18 protein-coding genes are annotated in these 19816 nt (G+C 73.0%); 8 read left to right on the top strand and 10 right to left on the bottom strand.

The annotated features are described in order from the left end of the window. Positions 1–18: 18 nt before the first annotated feature. From BCL65_RS12145 to BCL65_RS12125, 5 genes are all read left to right on the top strand, one after another. Positions 19–1608, top strand: a complete 1590-nt coding sequence (locus BCL65_RS12145; RefSeq protein WP_106268398.1) for an alpha/beta hydrolase family protein — start codon at positions 19–21, stop codon at positions 1606–1608. Positions 1609–1706: 98 nt separating this feature from the next. Further along, positions 1707–3485: a DUF7937 domain-containing protein gene (locus BCL65_RS12140; protein WP_106268397.1), complete on the top strand. Its 1779-nt coding sequence runs from the start codon at positions 1707–1709 to the stop codon at positions 3483–3485. A 184-nt stretch (positions 3486–3669) separates the two neighbouring features. After that, complete coding sequence (gene leuA / locus BCL65_RS12135; protein WP_106268395.1) at positions 3670–5451, top strand: 2-isopropylmalate synthase; 1782 nt, start codon at positions 3670–3672, stop codon at positions 5449–5451. Between the two features lie 36 nt (positions 5452–5487). Next, on the top strand, positions 5488–6222 hold the full coding sequence (gene recO, locus BCL65_RS12130) for a DNA repair protein RecO (RefSeq protein WP_106268393.1): 735 nt from the start codon (positions 5488–5490) through the stop codon (positions 6220–6222). Beyond that, the gene (locus tag BCL65_RS12125; protein WP_106268391.1) at positions 6222–7013 is read left to right on the top strand and encodes an isoprenyl transferase; all 792 of its coding nucleotides are present in this window, start codon (positions 6222–6224) and stop codon (positions 7011–7013) included. Before recO ends, BCL65_RS12125 begins: the two co-directional genes overlap by 1 nt. A gap of 77 nt (positions 7014–7090) precedes the next feature. On the opposite strand, the gene BCL65_RS12120 is transcribed toward BCL65_RS12125, so the two are convergent. From BCL65_RS12120 to BCL65_RS12080, 9 genes are all read right to left on the bottom strand, one after another. Then, on the bottom strand, positions 7091–8152 hold the full coding sequence (locus tag BCL65_RS12120; protein WP_106268389.1) for an iron-siderophore ABC transporter substrate-binding protein: 1062 nt from the start codon (positions 8150–8152) through the stop codon (positions 7091–7093). A 121-nt stretch (positions 8153–8273) separates the two neighbouring features. Continuing rightward, a complete protein-coding gene (locus BCL65_RS12115; RefSeq protein ID WP_106268387.1) occupies positions 8274–9155 on the bottom strand; it encodes an ABC transporter ATP-binding protein in 882 nt (293 codons plus the stop codon). Next, positions 9152–10180 carry a FecCD family ABC transporter permease gene (locus tag BCL65_RS12110; RefSeq protein WP_106268385.1) on the bottom strand — a complete coding sequence of 343 codons (1029 nt, stop codon included), beginning with the start codon at positions 10178–10180 and terminating at the stop codon, positions 9152–9154. Before BCL65_RS12110 ends, BCL65_RS12115 begins: the two co-directional genes overlap by 4 nt. 1 nt (position 10181) lies before the next feature. Then, positions 10182–11219: a FecCD family ABC transporter permease gene (locus tag BCL65_RS12105; RefSeq protein WP_106268383.1), complete on the bottom strand. Its 1038-nt coding sequence runs from the start codon at positions 11217–11219 to the stop codon at positions 10182–10184. A gap of 57 nt (positions 11220–11276) precedes the next feature. Next, a complete protein-coding gene (locus tag BCL65_RS12100; protein WP_106268382.1) occupies positions 11277–11843 on the bottom strand; it encodes a DedA family protein in 567 nt (188 codons plus the stop codon). A 33-nt stretch (positions 11844–11876) separates the two neighbouring features. Further along, positions 11877–12284, bottom strand: a complete 408-nt coding sequence (locus BCL65_RS12095) for a Fur family transcriptional regulator (protein WP_106268380.1) — start codon at positions 12282–12284, stop codon at positions 11877–11879. Further along, positions 12281–13201, bottom strand: a complete 921-nt coding sequence (locus tag BCL65_RS12090) for a metal ABC transporter permease (protein WP_106268702.1) — start codon at positions 13199–13201, stop codon at positions 12281–12283. The genes BCL65_RS12095 and BCL65_RS12090 overlap by 4 nt, the downstream gene beginning before the upstream one ends. Positions 13202–13215: 14 nt before the next feature. Next, complete coding sequence (locus tag BCL65_RS12085) at positions 13216–14019, bottom strand: metal ABC transporter ATP-binding protein (protein ID WP_243401031.1); 804 nt, start codon at positions 14017–14019, stop codon at positions 13216–13218. Then, positions 14016–15026 carry a metal ABC transporter solute-binding protein, Zn/Mn family gene (locus tag BCL65_RS12080; protein ID WP_106268376.1) on the bottom strand — a complete coding sequence of 337 codons (1011 nt, stop codon included), beginning with the start codon at positions 15024–15026 and terminating at the stop codon, positions 14016–14018. The genes BCL65_RS12085 and BCL65_RS12080 overlap by 4 nt, the downstream gene beginning before the upstream one ends. A gap of 212 nt (positions 15027–15238) precedes the next feature. Between BCL65_RS12080 and BCL65_RS12075 the strand changes: the two genes are divergently transcribed. After that, a complete protein-coding gene (locus tag BCL65_RS12075) occupies positions 15239–16627 on the top strand; it encodes a glycine--tRNA ligase (protein ID WP_106268375.1) in 1389 nt (462 codons plus the stop codon). Positions 16628–16720: 93 nt separating this feature from the next. Here the strand turns inward: BCL65_RS12075 and BCL65_RS18010 are convergent, their stop codons facing one another. Continuing rightward, the gene (locus BCL65_RS18010) at positions 16721–16870 is read right to left on the bottom strand and encodes a hypothetical protein (protein ID WP_165800011.1); all 150 of its coding nucleotides are present in this window, start codon (positions 16868–16870) and stop codon (positions 16721–16723) included. A gap of 176 nt (positions 16871–17046) precedes the next feature. Here BCL65_RS18010 and BCL65_RS12070 point away from each other — a divergent pair, with 176 nt between their 5' ends. Then, a complete protein-coding gene (locus BCL65_RS12070; RefSeq protein WP_106268373.1) occupies positions 17047–18504 on the top strand; it encodes an alanine/glycine:cation symporter family protein in 1458 nt (485 codons plus the stop codon). 31 nt (positions 18505–18535) lie between these two features. Further along, positions 18536–19789 carry a tRNA dihydrouridine synthase DusB gene (gene dusB, locus BCL65_RS12065; protein ID WP_106268371.1) on the top strand — a complete coding sequence of 418 codons (1254 nt, stop codon included), beginning with the start codon at positions 18536–18538 and terminating at the stop codon, positions 19787–19789. The last annotated feature ends 27 nt before the right edge of the window (positions 19790–19816 follow it).

Genomic DNA, 19816 nt, shown 5'->3' with positions numbered 1-19816 from the left:
GCGAGTAGCATCCGACGAGTGGTGTTCCGGACGATCGCGACGAGCGCGGCACTGCTGGTCGGCCTGGCCGTCGCCGGTGCCGTCGCCGGGCCGCAGTGGCACCCGCAGCCGGTCACCGAGCACGTCGTGCCTGCCACGCAGGACACGACGATCGGCGGGGTGGACCCGGCCGCCGTCGCCGCCGGCGAGATCGGCGAGGTGGGCGACCACGAGGTGCTCGCCGAGCCGGTGACCATCCAGCTGGAGGGGGCCACGATCGGCGGCCTGCTGCGCCGGCCCCTGGAGGCCGACGGCAGCCTGATGACGGGGCGGCCGGGCGTCGTGTTCGTCCACGGGGCGGGCACCGGCAAGGCCGTGGAGGCCTTCGCGCGCACCGCGGCGGACCTGGCCAGCGCCGGGGTGGTGACCCTCGTGCCGGACAAGCGGCTGGACACCTACTCCCTGCGCGAGCGGGACTACGAGGCCATGGCGCTCGACTACGACCGGTCGGTCGACCTGCTCCGCACCGTCGACGGGGTGGACCCTGCGCGGGTGGGGCTCTACGGCGAGTCGGAGGGCACCTGGATCGTCCCCGTCCTGCAGGCCGACGACCCCACGATCGCGTTCACGATCCTGACGTCGGCACCGGTGGTGCCGCCGCGCGAGCAGGCGGCGTTCGCCGCCGACAGCTACCTGCGGCACACGGGCGTGCCCGACCAGGTGTTCCGTGCCATCCCGCGCGCGGTCGGGATGCAGTTCCCCGGTGGCGGATTCACCTACGCCGACTTCGACGTGCGGCCGTGGCTCGCGGCCCAGACGGCGCCGGTGCTGGTGGTGTACGGCACCGCCGACGCCTCGATGCCCATCGAGCAGGGCGCCCGGATCATCCTGACGGAGACCGGCGCCGCGCCCGGCGAGGCTCCCGTCACCGTCCGCTACTACGCGGGTGCCGACCACGGGATCCGGGTGCGCGAGGGCACGCCCGAGGGGGCCACGGCTCCGCTGCACCCCGACTTCGTGCCCGACCTCGCGGCGTGGGTCCAGGGCCAGCCGGGCACGGCGGACGCGGCGCCGCAGGTCGCGGGGGCCACCCCCGAACAGCTCTTCCTCGCCGTCCCCGTGCCGCAGCCCCGCTGGTGGGGGAACGGCGACGTGGTCGTCGCCGCGGTGCTCGGCGGGACGGGCCTGGTCCTGCTGGCTCTCGTGGCATGGGGCGTCGTGGCGCTGGTGGTGCCGCTGGTCCGACGGCGCCGCGACGGCCCGGCACCGCCGTTCGCGCCGGGGGTGGGCCCCGCGCTCGTGGCGCTCGGAGCCGGCGCGGTCGCCACGACCGGGGCGCTCGCCGTGTACCTGCTGCTCGTCGCGCGCCTGGCGTTCGACTACCAGCGCAACGACGTGATCGTCCAGGGCGGCTGGGTGACCGTCCGGCTGCTGGGTGTCCTCACCGCCGTGGCGGCGGCGGTTCTGCTGCAGCGTGTCGCCGACGTACGCTCGGCACGGCGGGCGGGTGGCGACGTCGTCGTGGCCCGTGGCGTACCGGCCGGCATCGTGCTGTGGTGCGTCGTCGCCGGGTCGGTGTCGCTGCTGCTCACGCTCGCGTACTGGGGCGTCTACCAGCTCGGCATCTGACGCGCCGCCGCGCCCGACCTGACGCGAGGGGGTCGCGTCGGGTAGAAACGACCCGACCGGTCCTTTCGGTCGTCCACTCATGCAGGGAGTCAGCACCCATGTCCGACGTCGCTCATCACCGGTCCCCGTTCGCGGGCGTCCCGACCCGCGACATCGTGCGTGACGTCGTCGGCGCCGTCGCGCTCCTCGTGGCGCTCCCGCTGCCCTGGGACGCGACGCTGCGCGGGAGCGACCTGCTGTGGGTGGTGCTGACGACCGTCGTCGCCCTCCTGACCGTCGCCGCGCCGTACGCGCAGCGCGCCGGCCTCGTGCCGGAGGGCTGGGCGCGGGTCGCGACACCGCGCGCACGCCTGGTCGGCCTCGCACCCTATGCGCTCGTGGCGCTCCTCTACGTCGTGCTCGACCTGCTCGCGGTGGGTGACGGCGGGATCGGTGCGGGCCTCGCCCTGGGCATGTCGGGTGCGGTCCTGGCCGCGGCGCTGCCGACGACGCGCGGCATGGTCGCGTCGTCGGTGCTGGTGGCCGTGGTCGCGGTGGCGACCCCGTTGACCACGGCCGTGGCGGGGCTGCCCTGGCCGGTCGTCGTCGGGGCGATCCTGGCGGCGTTGCTCGTGATCGGCATCCTGTGGCTGACCGCCGGGGCGTTCCTGCGCCGCCACGACGACGCCGCGGGCATGGTGCTCCTCGCGGTCGGCGGCGCGGTGGCGCTCGAGCTCGCGCTGCTGGGCGGCGGCGCGCAGCACGGCTGGGTGGAGTCGCTGCACGCCGACCGCTACGGCCTGCTCCTGCTGCCGGTGGTCGCGGCCTTCGCGGTGCCGGCCGTGCTCGAGCGGGCGTCGACGTGGGTCGGCGAGCCGGCGGAGGTGGGTGCGGCCCGCTGGGTCCGCGTCGCGGTGCGGGCGCTGGACCTGGTGATCGTCGTGGCCGCGTTCGTCGCGCTGGTGGCCGTCGTGCGGCTCGTCGCCGCGGCGACGGCCGATCTCCCGGGCTTCGGGTTCGGTGTGGAGCCCGTCCTGCGACTGATCGTCGGCGTGCTCGTGATCGTCATGGCGTTCCTGGCGCGACGTGCCCTGGTGCGCGACGCGCGCACGGCGCACGCCACCGCCGTCGGCGCCGCCTGCGTGATCGTGGTGCTGGGCCTCGTGATCCTGGTGGCGCGCGCCGGCGTCGGGACCCGGTCCCACGTCGAGGAGCTGCTGCTGGCTCTCGCGCTGCCCGGCGTGGTGCTCGTCGCGCTGCTCGTGCCGCCGTCGGTGCGCGCGCTCGTCGGCTCCGGCAGCACGACCGCGACCACACCGGCCGGCGGTACCCCGACGGGAGGATGGCCGGCGGCCGATCCCTCGACGTCGCCCGTCTCCGTCGGCCAGGTGGCGGCGCCCACCCAGCGGCCCGCCGGCGCCCAGGAGCCGGCGTACCAGCAGGAGACGTACGAGCAGGAGACGTACCAGCGGCCGAGCTCCGCGCAGCCCGTGGACGACCGCGCCGCCGTCGAGGAGACGGCGGTGCAGCAGCCGGTCGTCGCGCCGGCGGCCGAGGCGGGTTCGCGCTGGCGCGGCACCTGGGCGGCAGGGACCGACGCGACCCAGCAGATGGCGCCCGTCGAGGCCGCGCCGGCGGCTGCCGACGACCGGCCGGCCCAGCGCCCGGACCAGACCCAGGTGCTCCAGCCGGTGGCGGACGTGCCGGGCTCCCGGTGGACGCCGGAGCAGGCGCTCGACCCCACGACGCCGTTGGCGGACCTTGCCCAGATCGTCCAGGAGGCGCCCCACCTGCGTCCCCACGTGGCGGCGAACCCGTCGACGTACCCGGCGCTCCTGGACTGGCTCGGCGCCCTGGGCGACCCGGCCGTCGACGCCGCGCTGCGCACCCGTCGGTGACCGCTCCGCGGTCGGCGGGCGCCGACGTGACGTATCGCACGCACGGTGTACGGTGTGTCTGTGCAGCACGTGGTGAGCCTCCTCCTTCGGTGCCGCGGCGAGGCCTACTAAGAGGCCGGATCCTCGCCGCGGTGGATCCTGGTGCGCCGGCCGATCGTGAGCCCCACACCGAAGGACACCCCTGATGCAGACCGCCGAACCCTCCACCACCGGGATCGCCGCCGCCAACCCGCAGCGCCCCTCCGGGATGCCGTACCACCGCTACGTGCCGTTCCACGAGCAGATCACCGTCGAGCTGCCGGACCGCACGTGGCCCGACCGCCGGATCGAGAAGGCGCCGCGCTGGTGCGCGGTCGACCTGCGTGACGGCAACCAGGCGCTCATCGAGCCCATGGACGCCGAGCGCAAGCTGCGCATGTTCGAGCTGCTCGTGCGGATGGGCTACAAGGAGATCGAGGTCGGGTTCCCGTCGGCCTCGCAGACCGACTTCGACTTCGTGCGGACCCTCATCGAGTCCGACCGGATCCCCGACGACGTCGTGATCCAGGTGCTGACCCAGTGCCGCGACCACCTCATCGAGCGCACCTACGACGCGATCCGCGGCGCGAAGCAGGCGATCGTGCACATCTACAACTCGACGTCGATCCTGCAGCGGGAGGTCGTGTTCCGCTCCGACATGGACGGCATCGTGGACATCGCGCTGCAGGGCGCCCGGCTGTGCCGCAAGCTCGAGGAGACGGTCCCGGAGACCACGGTCTACTACGAGTACTCGCCCGAGTCCTACACGGGCACGGAGCTCGAGTTCGCCGCACGGATCTCCAACGAGGTCCTCGACGTGCTGGAGCCGACGGCGGACCGGCCGGTCATCGTCAACCTGCCGGCCACGGTCGAGATGGCCACCCCGAACGTCTACGCCGACTCCATCGAGTGGATGAGCCGGCACCTGAAGTACCGCGAGCACGTGGTGCTGTCGCTGCACCCGCACAACGACCGCGGCACGGCGGTCGCCGCCGCCGAGCTCGGGTACCAGGCCGGCGCCGACCGCATCGAGGGGTGCCTGTTCGGCAACGGCGAGCGCACCGGCAACGTCGACCTGGTCACGCTCGGCATGAACCTGTTCGGCCAGGGCATCGACCCGCAGATCGACTTCACCGTGGGCGGCGGCATCGACGCGATCCGCCGCACGGTGGAGTACTGCAACCAGCTGCCCGTCCACGAACGGCACCCGTACGTGGGCGACCTGGTCTTCACGGCGTTCTCCGGCTCGCACCAGGACGCGATCAACAAGGGGTTCGACCACATGGCGGCCCGTGCCCGGGCCGAGGGCAAGGACGTCGACGACCTCACGTGGGGCGTGCCGTACCTGCCGATCGACCCGAAGGACCTGGGTCGCTCCTACGAGGCCGTGATCCGCGTCAACAGCCAGTCCGGCAAGGGGGGCGTCGCCTACCTGCTCAAGACCGAGCACCACCTCGAGCTGCCGCGGCGCCTGCAGATCGAGTTCTCGGCCGCCGTGCAGCGGCACACCGACACGGCGGGCAAGGAGGTCACGGGCGAGGACATCTGGCGGATCTTCTCGGACGAGTACCTGCCCGTCGACCCGTCCTCGGGCCTGGAGCCGTGGGGCCGGCTGCGCCTGCGGCGCACGCGGACCTCGTCGGCGGAGGACGGCGCCACCCTGCTCGAGGTCGACGTGGTCGACCGGGGCGAGGAGCACACCCTGACCGGTACCGGCAACGGTCCGCTCGCGGCGTTCGTCGACGCGATCGCGCACGTGGGCCTCGACGTCCAGGTGCTGGACTACGCGGAGCACGCGCTGTCGGAGGGCGGGGACGCCTCGGCCGCGGCCTACGTCGAGTGCGCCGTCGGCGACGACGTGCTCTGGGGCGTCGGCGTCGACCCGTCGATCACCACCGCGTCGCTCAAGGCGATCATCTCCGCCGTCAACCGCGCCGAGCGTCGCTGAGCCCTGCGTGTCGGCCGCACCTGGGACAATGGCACGGTGCCCCTGTACCGAGACGACGCGATCGTGCTGCGCACCCACAAGCTGGGTGAGGCCGACCGCATCATCACGCTCCTGACGCGGGAGCACGGCAAGGTGCGGGCCGTCGGCCGGGGGGTGCGCCGTACGTCCTCGCGGTTCGGCGCGCGCCTCGAGCCCTTCATGGCGGTCGACGTCCAGCTCCACACGGGCCGCAACCTCGACTCGGTCACCCAGGTCGAGACCCTCGGGGCGTACGCCGGCCAGATCAGCGCGGACTACGGGATGTACACCGCGGGCGCCGCGATGCTCGAGGCTGCGGACCGGCTGGTGGCTGCCGAGCACGAGCCCGCCGTCCAGCAGTACTGGCTGCTGGCCGGCGGGCTGCGCGCCCTCGCCGGACGCGCCCACGCGCCGGGCCTCGTGCTGGACTCCTACCTGCTGCGGGCGCTGTCCGTGGCCGGTTGGGCGCCGTCGTTCGCGGACTGTGCCCGGTGCGGCGAGCCGGGGCCGCACCACGCATTCGCCGTCGCCCAGGGCGGGGCGGTCTGCCTGCGCTGCCGCCCGCCCGGCTCGCCGTCGCCCGCGCCCGAGACCTTCACGCTCCTGGCCGCCCTCCTCGCCGGGGACTGGGAGGTCGCCGACGCCGCGGACCGGCGGCACCGTTCCGAGGCGGCCGGGCTGGTGGCCGCCTACTCGCAGTTCTACCTCGAGCGCACCCTGCGCTCCCTGCGCATGATCGAGAGAGAGGCCTGATGCCCCGCGCCCCGCAGCAGTACGCCGAGCCGTACCCGCACCCGTCCGGAGCGACCCCGCCGGCCATCCCGGCCGAGTTCGTCCCGAACCACGTCGCCGTGGTGATGGACGGCAACGGGCGGTGGGCGAACGCGCGCGGCCTGCCGCGCGTCGAGGGGCACAAGGAGGGGGAGAAGTCGCTGCTCGACGTCGTCGCGGGCGCCGTGCAGATCGGCGTCAAGCACGTCTCGGCGTACGCGTTCAGCACGGAGAACTGGAAGCGGTCGCCCGACGAGGTGCGGTTCCTGATGAACTTCAACCGCGACGTCATCCGCCGACGCCGGGACGAGATGTCGTCGTGGGGGGTGCGGATCCGCTGGGCGGGGCGCCGGCCCAGGCTGTGGGGGTCCGTGATCAAGGAGCTCCAGGTCGCCGAGGAGATGACCCGTGCCAACGACCGCTGCACGCTGACGATGTGCGTCAACTACGGCGGGCGGGCCGAGATCGCGGACGCCGCTGCCGCGATCGCGCGGGAGGCGGCCGCCGGTCGGCTCAACCCCGACCGCGTGAGCGAGAAGACGGTGCAGAAGTACCTCGACGAGCCCGACCTGCCCGACGTCGACCTGTTCCTGCGGTCCTCGGGCGAGCAGCGCACGAGCAACTTCATGATCTGGCAGGCCGCCTACGCCGAGATGGTGTTCCTGCCGGAGCCGTGGCCGGACGTGGACCGCCGGCACCTGTGGCGCGCGGTCGAGGAGTACGCCCGGCGCGACCGCCGGTACGGGGGAGCCGTCGACGTCGCCACCTCGTAGACGCCGAATGTCCCGGTTCGGACCGGATAGACGTCGCTATCCGGTCCGAACTGGGACATTCGGCACGGGATCGCTGGTCAGCCGCCGTAGATCGCGGCGAGCTGGTCGGCGATCGCCGGTACGCCGTCGGGCCAGTCGTACGAGAGCGCCGTGGGAGGCGACACGGACGACACCGCGACGTTGCCGACGACCTTGACGACGTCGCCCGCGGCCACGGCGGGGATCGCCTGGAGCTCGTCGCTCTCGCCGAAGGTCGCGGCCTCCTCCTCGGTGTACGTGTAGGCGATGACGAAGTCCGACTCGAGCTTGTCCAGCTCCTCGTAGGACAGCGTGTAGAAGAACCCGCCGTCGGAGGTGTCGAGCTCGGCCACGGAGGGTGCCGACGCGATGCCGAGGTTCTCCAGGACGGCCACGCGCGGGTCGGCCGGGGTGTAGACGTACACCAGGCCCTCGGACGGCGAGTCCACGATGGCGGCGAACGTCTTGCCCTCGGCCTCGGGGATCTCGGCGGCGAGGTCGGTGAGGTAGGTGTCGATGTCGGCGAGGACCTGCTCGCCGGCCTCCGAGCGGCCGAGGGCCTGCGCGGTGATGGTGACGATCTCGTCCCAGGGGGTGACCCAGGGGGACTCGGGGTAGGCCACCACCGGTGCGATGTCGGAGAGCACGTCGTACTGCTCCTGGGTCAGGCCCGAGTACGGGGCGAGGATGAGGTCCGGGTCGGCCTCGACGAACTCCTCGTACGGGACGCTGGCGCCGCCCTCGGCGTCGGTGAAGATGACCGGGTGCTCGGCGCCGAGCGCGTCGTACTCCTCCTCGACCCACGGCAGCAGCGCCTGCTCGCCGACGGTGAAGATCTGCTCGCTCACACCGATCGGCTCGACGCCGACGGCGAGGGCGGCCTCGGTGGAACCCCAGCCCCAGGTGGCCACCCGCTCGGGCGCGGACTCGATCACGGTCTCGCCCAGCGCGTGGGTGATCGTGACGGGGAACTCGTCGGTGGCACCGTCGGCGCTCTCGGTGGCGGCCGTGTCCTCGGCCGTGCCCGCGTCGTCGGTCGTCTCGGGCGCACAGGCGGTCAGGGCGAGCGCGCTGACGACGGCGAGGCCGACGGCGGTGGTCAGGGAACGGGGAAGGCGCACGGGTACTCCTCGGTTGCACGCGCTCGGAGCGCGGGACGACTAATGAGGCAAGGCTAACCTCACTCGGAGGCCCGGCGGAACCCCGTGACCACTCCGTGAGCGCCCGGCGGTGTGAGGTCGCTCACGGCGACGGCTCGGCGGACCCGTCGGGCGCCGGCGTGCCGTCCGGTCGGTGGTGGCGACCGACGGGCACGATCATCGGGCTGCCGGCCACCGGATCGGGCACCACCCGGGCGTCGAGGCCGAACGCGGACAGCACCGTCGCCTCGTCCAGCACGTCCGCCGGAGCGCCCTGCGCCACCACGCGGCCCGCGCTCATGACCACGAGGTGGTCCGCGTAGCGGGCGGCGAGGTTGAGCTCGTGGAGCACCATGACCACCGTGGTGCCCCGCTCACGGTTGAGGTCGTGCAGCAGGTCGAGCAGCTCGACCTGGTGGGTGACGTCGAGGAACGTGGTCGGCTCGTCCAGCAGCACCACGTCGGTCTCCTGGGCGAGCACCATCGCGATCCAGACGCGCTGGCGCTGGCCGCCGGACAGCTCGGCCACCGGCCGGTCGGCGAGGTCCGCCACGCCGGTCGCCTCGAGCGAGCGCTGCACCACGACGTCGTCGTCGCTGGTGTGCCGCCCGAACCATCCCTGGTGCGGGTAGCGGCCGCGGCCGACGAGCTCGGCCACCCGCACGCCGTCGGGGGCGACCGACGACTGGGGCAGCACCCCGACGAGGCGTGCCAGCTCCTTGCGGGGCATCCCCGTCACGTCGCGGTCCCCGAGCGTGACGCGCCCCGCCGTCAGCGGGTGCAGCCTCGCCAGCCCGCGCAGCAGCGTGGACTTGCCGCAGGCGTTCGGCCCGACGATGGCGGTGATCCGGCCCTGCGGCAGGGTGAGGTCGAGGCCGTCGATCACCGGGCGACCGTCGTACCCGATGGCCACACCGTGGGCCGTGAGGTCGCCGGCACCCGTGGCCGAGCGGGGCGTGTCGAGGGCGTGCGGTGTGTCGATCATGCGCGGGATCTTCTCTCGTGGGTGGCGAGCAGCCACAGCAGGTAGGGGGCGCCGACGAGTCCCGTCACGATGCCGGTCGGGGCGGCGACCCCGAGCAGGCCGTGCTGGGCCACGATGTCGGCGGCCAGGACCAGGGTGGCACCGGTGCCGACGGAGACCGACAGGGCGGCACCGCCGTCGTCGGTGAGGCGGCGGGCGATGGCCGGTGCGACGAGGGCGACGAAGGCCAGCGGCCCGACGGTCGCGGTGGCGAGGGCGACGAGGGCGACGGCCACGAGGAGCGTGACGACGCGGGCGGAGTCGGTGGCGACGCCCAGGCCTCGTGCGTGGTCGTCCCCCAGGGCCAGGGGGTGCTGCCAGCGGGACACGACGGCGGCAGCGAGGGCCAGCACGGCGAGCCCCCCGCAGAGGACCGCCAGCTCGGCGCCCCGGACGTCCGCGACGCTGCCCACCGTCCAGACCAGGGCCGAGGCCGCGTCGCGCTGGTCGGCGCTCGCCAGCATCCAGGCCAGCACCGACGACGCCAGGTACGCGAACCCGACGCCGACCAGGACGAACCGGATCGAGTGCAGACCCTGGCGCCAGGCGAAGAACCAGATGAGCAGGGCGATGGTGCCGGCGCCGAGGAAGGCCCCCACGGAGACGGCCATCCCCGTCATGCCGAGGACGAGGAGCACCGTCACGGCGCCGACGGAGGCCCCGCTGGCGATCCCGAGGATGTCCGGGCTGGCGAGCGGGTTGCGCAGCGTGGACTGGAACAGGGCACCGGCGAGGCCGAACGCGGCACCGGCGAGCAGCGCGGTGACGAGCCGGGGGAGCCGCAGGCGCTGGACGATGAAGAGGTCACCGGCGTCGCCGACCCCGAACAGCGCGAGCAGTGCGCGCCCGGGGGGAAGGGGCGCGGCGCCGATCGTGAGGGCGAAGGTGGCCAGCACGACGACGAGCACGGCGAGGGAGGCGAGCACGGCGGCCCGGCGGCGGCTGCGGCGGGCGCGCACGGACTGCACGGCTGTCAGCGTCGTCATCTCACACCCCCGCGACCTTGCGGCCGCGCGCGACCGCGACGAGGACCGGGGCGCCGATGGCTGCCGCCACCACACCGGCCTCCAGCTCCGTGCCGGGCAGGAGCAGGCGGCCGATGACGTCGGCGCCGAGCAGCATGACGGGGCCGAGCAGCGCGGAGAGCGCGAGGACCCAGCGATAGTCCGTCCCGACGAGGCGCCGGGCGGCGTGCGGGACGGCGAGGCCCACCAGTGCGACAGGTCCGGCGAGCGCCGTCGCAGCGCCGGCGAGGAGCACGATCGTCAGCCCGGCGACGGCCCGGGTGACGCCGACGCGTTGGCCGAGCCCGCGGGCGACGTCGTCCCCGAGGGCGAGCATGTTGAGGCGCTGCGCCAGCCCGGCGGCGAGCACGGCCCCGACGGCGACGAACGGGACGACGACCGTCAGGGTCTCGAGGCCACGGCCGGTGAGCGAGCCGACGGCCCAGAACCGGTAGAGGTTGAAGGCCTGGGGGTCGCGCAGCAGCACGAGGGTGATGAGCGGCGTGATGAGCGCCGTGACGGTGGCACCGACGAGGGCGAGCCGGACCGGTTGGCCGGAGCCGATGGAGAACACGAGGGCGGCTGCGGCGGCCGCCCCCAGGAACGCGAACCACACGAACTGCGAGGGCGCCGTCAGCCCGAGCAGCCAGACCGCGCAGACGACGGCGAGCGACGCGCCGGAGTTGAGCCCGAGCAGCCCGGGGTCGGCGATCGGGTTGCGGGTGATCCCCTGGATGACCGCGCCGGCGACGCCGAGGGCGAGGCCTGCGGCGAGCCCGACGAGTGCGCGCGGCACGCGCTGCCCCACGATGACCTGGTGGTCCACGTCGCCGGCCACGGGGGCGGTGAGCGCCTCCCAGACGACGGGCAGCGAGACGTCGCGGACGCCGAGCACCAGGCTCGCGACCACGATGAGGGCCAGCGCCCCGAGGGCGATCGCGCAGGCCGCGATCTTGCGCCGGGTCCGCTGTCCCACCTGACGGGCCGCGTCCGAGGACGTGACCTGCGGTGAGGTAAGCATTGCCTAAGTCTGACACAGGGCCCGGGGTGCTTCCGCAACCGTCCGGTCCGCGGGAGGTCAGGCCTGCTCGGTCGCCGCCTCGGCGGCGTCGGCGGCGGACTCCGCGGCGCGGACCCGGGCCCGACGGCGTCGCACCAGCCAGGCGGCGAGGCCGGCGACGAGCGCGGCGGCGGCCGCCAGAGCGGCCGGGTGGAGCAGGAAGAGCAGGATCGCGCCGTACACGACGGCGGTGCCGACGGTGGTCCACACGGCCGCCCAGATCAGGCAGCCGAAGGTCAGTGCCACCAGGTAGCGCCCGAACGGCATGCGCAGGTAGCCGGCCGCCAGGTTGACGACCGTCTGCACGCCGACGGTGAGGAACGACACCGTCACCGCCGGCGGCCCCCACCGGTGGATGCGGTCGATCACCTCGACCGCGCGCGGGGAGGTGAGCAGACGGGCCACACGGGTGCCCCCCATGCCGCGGGCGACGCCGCGGCCGAGCCAGTAGGTCGCCTGGGCGCGCGCCATGACGATGCAGAACGCGACGACGTAGACGGCCCAGAAGGGGAAACCGTCGAGCGTGAAGACACCGTGGCGCCCGGCGTCGTCGGCCGCAGCGGCGACGGTCAGGGCGACGAGCATGGCTCCATCATGCCTCGCTGAGGTATGGCTGGCCTAACCTGCCGTCGCGGACGCGCGGCAGTCCGCGCACGTGCCCCAGAGCTCGACGGTGTGCTCGATCTCCGTGAACCCCTGCGACGCGCCGACGCTCGCCGCCCAGGACTCGACGGTGGGGCCGTCGATCTCGACCGCGCGGCCGCACGAGCGGCACACCAGGTGGTGGTGGTGCTCGGTCCGGGCGCACCGGCGGTACAGGGCCTCGCCGTCGTCGGTGCGCAGCACGTCGACCTCACCGCCGGCGGCGAGCGCCTGCAGCGTCCGGTAGACGGTGGCGAGCCCGACGGCGTCCCCGCGGTCGCGGAGCTGCTCGTGGAGCTGCTGGGCGCTGCGGAACTCGTCGGTGGCGTCCAGCGCGCCGGCCACGGCGGCTCGCTGCTTGGTCATGCGCAGCTGCTGGTTCATCTCTCGCACTCTCCTTCGGGGCCGGTGTTGGTGGCGGCGACCTCGACCTCGACGTCGTCGGGGATGTCGGGGTGCGGGTCTCGCGCCGGCCGACGGCGGGCCAGCAGCGGGTGCAAGCCTGCCACGACGGCGTACACGGCGATGGCGAGGACCACGATGAGGGCCCCGGGGGAGACCGGGTACCAGTAGGTGATGCTCAGCCCGACCACGCACACGACGACCCCGACCACCGAGCCGACCGCCATGGTGCGCCGGAACGAGTGGGTGACGAGCTGGCCGATCGCCACCGGCACGATCATCAGGGCGGAGACGAGCAGCAGCCCGACGACGCGCATCGCCACGGTGACGGTCAGGGCGGCCAGGACGGCGACGGCCATGTTCAGCGCCCAGACGGGCAGCCCGGAGGAGATCGCGAACTCCTCGTCGTGGCTCACGGAGAACAGTGCGGGTCGCAGCCCGACGCCGACCATCAGGATGAGCGTGCACAGCACGATGGTGAGCACGAGGTCCGTCGAGGTCACCGTCGAGATCGACCCGAACAGGTAGGCCATCAGGTTGCCGGAGGAGCCGCCGGCGATACCGATGATGAGCACGCCGCCGGCGATGCCGCCGTAGAACATGATGGCCAGGGCCAGGTCGCCGGAGGTGCGTCCGCGCCGCCGGACCACCTCGATGAGGACGGAGCCGACGACGGCGGCCACGACCGCGCCCGGGACGGCCAGGACGTCGTCGGGCACCAGGCCCAGGGCGGCGCCCACCAGCCAGCCGAGCGCCACGCCCGTGAGGGCGACGTGCCCGATCCCGTCGCCGAGCAGCGCGAGGCGGCGCTGGACCAGGTAGGTGCCGACCACCGGGGCGCTCACCCCGACGAGGAGCGCCGCCAGGAGCGCCCGCTGCATGAGCGGGTCGGTGAGCATGTAGCCGATCTCGCTCACGGTCCCACCTCCGTCGAGCCGGTCCCGAGGGGGCCGTCGGTGAGGCCGACCTCCGTCGTCAGCACGGGGAGCTCCGAGGTGTGCGGGTGCACGTGCTCGTGACCCGTCGCGTCGTGGCCGCCGTGCGGGCGGGGCGGGGCGCCGTCGTGCACCACCTTGCCGTGCCGCAGCACGACGGCGCGGGTGACGAGGCCGGCGAGCTCGCCGAGCTCGTGCAGGACGACGAGCACCGTCAGGCCGCTGCCGATCAGTCGTGTCATGGTCGCGGCGAACGCTTCCTGGCTGGGACGGTCGACGCCGGCCACGGGCTCGTCGAGGACGAGCACCTCGGGCTCGCGCACCAGTGCCCGGGCGATGAGGACGCGCTGCTGCTGACCGCCGGAGAGCTGGCTGGTGGCGTCGTCGGCGCGGTCGGCGAGCCCGACCTGGTCGAGCGCCTCGCGCGCCCGGTCGCGCCAGCCCCGCGGGAGGGCGAGGCGGCGGCCGTGCAGCAGGCCGGAGGCGACCACCTCGGCCGCGGTCGACGGGACGCCTGCCGCAGCGCTGACCCGCTGGGGGACGTAGCCGACGCGGTGCCACGGCACGCCGTTGCCGAGCGGGTGACCGAGCAGGCTGACCTCGCCCTGGGACGGGGTCAGCACGCCGACCACGGTGCGCACGAGGGTCGACTTGCCGGACCCGTTGGCACCCAGGAGAGCGACGACCTCGCCGGGGTCGACGCGCAGGTCCACGCCGCGCAGCACGTGGCTGGCGCCCAGGCGGACGTGCACGCCGCGCGCGTCGATGACGGGGGAGGTCACGCGCAGCCCAGTCCTTCGGTGATGGCGGCGAGGTTGGCATCCATGACTGAAATGTAGTCCGACCCGCTCTCCGCGGCGTCGGTGGACAGGCCTTCCAGCGGGTCGAGGACGGCGGTGGACACGCCGAGGTCGGCTGCGAGGGTCTCGGCGACCTTCGGGCTGGTGAGTGTCTCGGTGAAGATGGTCTGCACGTCGTTGTCCTCGACGACGGCGCCGATCTCGCGGAGACGGGCCGGGGACGGCTCGGCCTCGGGGTCGAGGGCGGAGATGCCGACCTGCGACAGGCCGTACCGCTCGGCGAGGTAGCCGAACGCGGCGTGGCTCGTCACGAGGGTCTCACCCTGGCAGGGCTCCAGCGCCGCGGCGTACTCGGCGTCGAGGTCCTCCAGGGTCGCCGTGAGCGCCTCGGCGTTGGCCGTGTAGGTGGCGGCGTTGTCCGGGTCGGCGGCGCCGAGCTCGGTGGCGACCTCGTCGGCGACCGGGATCAGCAGGGTGGGGTCGAGCCAGAAGTGCGGGTCGAGGTTGCCGTGATCGTGCCCCTCGCCGGCCGCCTCCTCGTCCTCGTCGGCGTGCGCCGCGTGCTCCTCGGCGGTCTCGCCCTCGTGCTCGTCGGCGTGCTCGGCGGAACCGGGGTTCTCCTCCAGCGTGACGATCTCGGCGGCGTCGACCACGTGCTCGGGTGCACGAGCCTCGACCGCCTCGTCGACGGCCGGCTGGAAGCCGGACTGGAAGACGACCAGGTCGGCGTCGCCGACCTCGCGCACCTGGGACGGGGCGAGCTCGAGGTCGTGCGGCTCGGCGGCCGGGGGAGTGAGGTTGTCGACGCTCACCAGGTCGCCGCCGACCTGCTCGGCCACGTACTGCAGCGGGTAGAAGGAGGCGAGCACCTGGACGGTGCCGTCGTCGTCGCCGGCCCCGCCGGCCCCGCCGCCATCGGTGCCGCAGGCGGCCAGGACGAGGGCGAGCGGGAGGGCGGCTGCGACGGGCAGTGCGAGGCGTCGGGTCATGAGAACGATTCTCAGGCCTGGTGAGAACCGATGTCAAAGAGCGAGGCTGCGGCGTTGGTCACGCTCCTGATCCGGTGTCCGTCTCCCCGGGGCGCCCTCGCCCCGCCCGGTAGGCTGGCAGACCGGCGCCCGCCGTCCCTCGACGGACGCCGTCCTACCGTGCACACCCGCCCCGCCGGAGCCACCTGCGGGGTCGACCTCAGGAGTGATCCGTGGCTGCATCCGCGACCGCCCAGCTCGACGCCGTCGTCTCCCTCGCCAAGCGCCGGGGGTTCGTCTTCCAGTCCGGCGAGATCTACGGCGGGACCCGCTCCGCGTGGGACTACGGCCCCTTGGGCGTGGAGCTCAAGGACAACATCAAGCGCCAGTGGTGGAAGGCGATGACCCGCCGGCCCGACGTCGTCGGCCTGGACTCGTCCGTCATCCTGCCCACGCCCGTGTGGAAGGCCTCCGGTCACCTCGGCGCCTTCACGGACCCGCTGACCGAGTGCCTGAGCTGCCACAAGCGGTACCGCGAGGACCAGATGATCGAGGAGTTCACCGAGCGCAAGGGCCGTGCACCCGAGGGCGGCCTCGCCGAGATCGCCTGCCCGAACTGCGGCACCCGCGGTGAGTGGACCGAGCCGCGCGACTTCAACATGATGCTCTCGACGTACCTCGGCCCGGTCGAGGACGAGTCCGGCCGCCACTACCTGCGCCCGGAGACGGCGCAGGGCATCTTCGTGAACTTCGCCAACGTGGCCGCCGCGTCCCGTCAGAAGCCGCCGTTCGGCATCGCGCAGATCGGCAAGTCGTTCCGCAACGAGATCACGCCCGGCAACTTCATCTTCCGCACCCGCGAGTTCGAGCAGATGGAGATGGAGTTCTTCGTCGAGCCCGGCTCGGACGCCGAGTGGCACCAGTACTGGATCGACACCCGCATGGCCTGGTACACCGACCTGGGCATCGACCCGGAGAACCTGCGCCTGTACGAGCACCCGGAGGACAAGCTCTCGCACTACTCGACCCGGACCGTGGACATCGAGTACCGCTTCGGGTTCACCGGCAGCGAGTGGGGCGAGCTCGAGGGCATCGCGAACCGCACCGACTTCGACCTCAGCACGCACGCGGAGCACTCCGGCAAGGACCTGATGTACCGCGACCCGGTGACGAACGAGAAGTACTTCCCGTACGTCATCGAGCCGGCCGCCGGCCTGACGCGCTCCCTCATGGCGTTCCTCATCGAGGCCTACGCCGAGGACGAGGCACCCAACACCAAGGGCGGCGTCGACAAGCGCACCGTGCTGCGCCTCGACAAGCGGATCGCGCCGGTCAAGGCCGCCGTGCTGCCGCTGTCGAAGAGCGCCGACCTGCTGCCCACCGCGGACATGCTCGCCGCCGAGCTGCGCCAGCACTGGAACGTGGACCACGACGTGACCCAGGCCATCGGCAAGCGGTACCGCCGACAGGACGAGATCGGCACGCCGTACTGCGTGACGGTCGACTTCGACACCCTCGAGGACCAGGCCGTCACGATCCGGGACCGCGACACCATGGCCCAGGAGCGCGTCGCCCTGGACCAGGTCGCGGGCTACCTCGCCCAGCGGATGCCCGGCGTCTGACCTCGACCAGCCGGAGCAGCAGAACGGGGGCCGCCCCGCAGGGCGGCCCCCGTTCTGCTCCCGCTCGTCGGCGGGGTCACGTCGAGACGACGATCAGGTCTTGGCGCGCCTCATCAGTGCCAGCACCAGGCTGACCACCAGGACAATGACGCCGATCCAGAGCAGGAACTGTCCGATCTCGGTGGCAACACCGAGGACGACCAGCACCACGCCGATCAAGATCAGAATCAGCCACAGGGGCATGTCGACCTCCTTCGTCCGTCGCGACAGTTTTGTCGCGACATGTTCCGAACCTGCCACAGGATCGGTGTGCAGGCATGTCGAGACGGACGGCGGCACGCTCGGGCACCCCGGGACCGCCGCCGTCTGACGGCTGCCCTCGATTCGTCAGCCGTCCGTCGACACCTCAGACTGTCCGGATGAACGTGCTCAACGACTGGATCCTCGCCGGCGGGGACGTGCTCTGGACCTGGATCGTGCTGCCCGTCGTGGCGGTGCTCGGTGTCTACTTCACGGTGCGCAGCGGGGTGGTGCAGGTCCGCCTGCTGCCCGAGATGTTCCGGACCCTGACGGACCCGGCGCCGAAGGACGAGAGCGGCCGGTCGCAGTCGGTCTCCGCGTTCGGCGCGTTCACGATCTCCGCGGCCTCCCGCGTCGGGGTCGGCAACATCGCCGGCGTCGGGACGGCGATCGCCGTGGGTGGTGCCGGCGCGGTGTTCTGGATGTGGCTGATGGCCTTCATGGGTGGTGCGTCGGCGTTCGTCGAGTCCTCGCTGGCCCAGCTCTTCAAGACGCGCGACGCGGACGGCTTCCGCGGCGGCCCGGCGTACTACATGCAGCGCGGGCTCCGGGCCCGCTGGATGGGCATCCTGTTCGCGGTCATCCTGATCCTCTGCTTCCCCTTCGCCTTCTCGTCCCTGCAGGCCAACACCATCACCGCCACGGTGGCCTCCACCGCCGGGGTCGAGTCCGGGGGCACGCTCGCGTGGGGCGTCGGCATCGTGCTGGCGATCCTCACGGGCCTGGTGATCTTCGGCGGTGTGCGCCGGATCGCGCACGTCACGCAGGCGGTGGTGCCGGCGATGGCGCTGCTCTACCTCCTCACGGGTCTGGTGGTGGTCGCGCTGAACGCCGATCGCGTCCCGGACGTCGTCGCGACCATCGTCAGCGACGCGTTCGGGTTCAACGAGGTGCTCGGGGCCACGTTGGGCACCGTGATCATGCAGGGCGTCAAGCGCGGCATGTTCTCCAACGAGGCGGGCCTCGGCTCCGCCCCGAACGCCGGCGCGACGGCGGCGGTCACCCACCCGGTGAAGCAGGGCCTGGTGCAGTCGTTGGGCGTCTACTTCGACACCTTCGTCGTGTGCTCGGTGACGGCGTTCATCATCCTCGTCACCAACCCGGACCTGGCGAACGCCGCCCCGGGCATCACGCTGACGCAGGAGGCGCTCGTGGCCAGCCTCGGTACCTGGGCCAACGGCCTGCTGACCGTGATCATCTTCCTGCTCGCGTTCAGCTCGATCCTCGGCAACTACTACTACGGCGAGTCCAACATCGAGTTCATCACCGGGTCCCGCCGCGTGCTGCAGGGCTACCGCACCCTGGTGGTGCTGGCGATCCTCGGCGGCTCGGTCGCCTCGTCGGACCTGATCTGGAACACCGCCGACGGCATCATGGGCCTCATGGCGCTGGTGAACCTCGTGGCCATCGCCCTGCTGTCCGGGCTGGTGTGGAAGCTGCTGGGGGACTACCTCGAGCAGCGCCGCTCGGGGATCGACCCGGTCTTCACGCGCGACCGGCTGCCGGGCGTCGTGGGCATCGAGTGCTGGGAGGACGAACGCACGGTGACCGGAGTCACGCCGGTCGTGAAGCTGTAGCCCTCGGTACCGGCCCGGGGCGTTTGCGACAATGGCGGATGTGACTTCCACGCTCGAACCTGTCAGCACGACGACGCCGCAGCCCACCTCCGCGACCGAGGCTCCGTCGTCGGGCACGCGCGTGCTGCCCCCGCTGCAGATCGGGCCGATCACCGTGGGCACGCCCGTGGTGCTGGCACCGATGGCCGGCGTCACCAACCGTGCCTTCCGCACGCTGTGCCGCGAGGCCGGGCGCTCCACGGGCTTCGACCCGGGCCTGTACGTCGCCGAGATGGTCACGAGCCGCGCGCTCGTGGAGCGCAACACCGAGGCGCTGCGGATCGTGACCTTCGGCGAGGACGAGACCCCCCGCTCGGCGCAGGTCTACGGGGTCGACCCCGCGACCGTCGGCGCCGCGGTGAAGATCATCGCCGGCGAGGACCGTGCGGACCACGTCGACCTCAACTTCGGCTGCCCGGTGCCCAAGGTCACCCGCAAGGGCGGCGGGTCCGCGCTGCCCTGGAAGAAGCAGCTCTTCACCGACATCGTCCGCGCCGCCGTCGACGCCGCCGAACCGTACGGCGTCCCGGTGACGGTCAAGATGCGCAAGGGGATCGACGACGACCACCTGACGTACCTGGACGCCGGCCGGACGGCCGAGTCCCTCGGGGTGGCCGCCGTCGCGCTGCACGCCCGCACGGCCGCCGAGCACTACTCCGGCACGGCCGACTGGTCGGCCATCGCCCGCCTCAAGGAGGCCGTGACCACGGTCCCCGTGCTCGGCAACGGCGACATCTGGGCCGCCGAGGACGCGCTGCGCATGGTCCGCGAGACCGGTGCCGACGGCGTCGTGGTCGGCCGGGGCTGCCAGGGCCGCCCGTGGCTGTTCGCCGACCTCGCCGCCGCCTTCAACGGGTCCGACCAGCGCGTGCGCCCCGGTCTGCGCGAGGTCGCCGAGACGATCTACCGCCACGGCGAGCTGATGATCGACTACTACGACGGTGACGAGTCCAAGGGCATGCGCGACCTGCGCAAGCACATGGCCTGGTACCTCAAGGGCTACGCCGTCGGTGGCGAGACGCGTCGCGCGCTGGCGATGGTCTCCTCGCTCGAGGAGCTGCGGGCGCACCTCGACGCGCTCGACCTCACGATCGGGTATCCGGGGGCCGACGCCGAGGGGCCGCGCGGTCGCGCCGGCTCGCCCAAGAAGCCGCACCTGCCGTACGGCTGGCTGGACTCCCGGGAGCTCGACGCCGAGTTCGAGGCGAAGCTGCGCGAGGCCGAGCTGAGCGTCTCCGGCGGCTGAAGCCCACGCGAGGTAGTGGCCCGCCCG

The sequence above is a fragment of the Isoptericola halotolerans genome (genome assembly GCF_003003075.1).
Taxonomy (GTDB): Bacteria; Actinomycetota; Actinomycetes; order Actinomycetales; family Cellulomonadaceae; genus Isoptericola; species Isoptericola halotolerans_A.
Note: the sequence above shows the minus strand (reverse complement) of the source record. Positions and strands in the feature narration are given on the sequence as shown.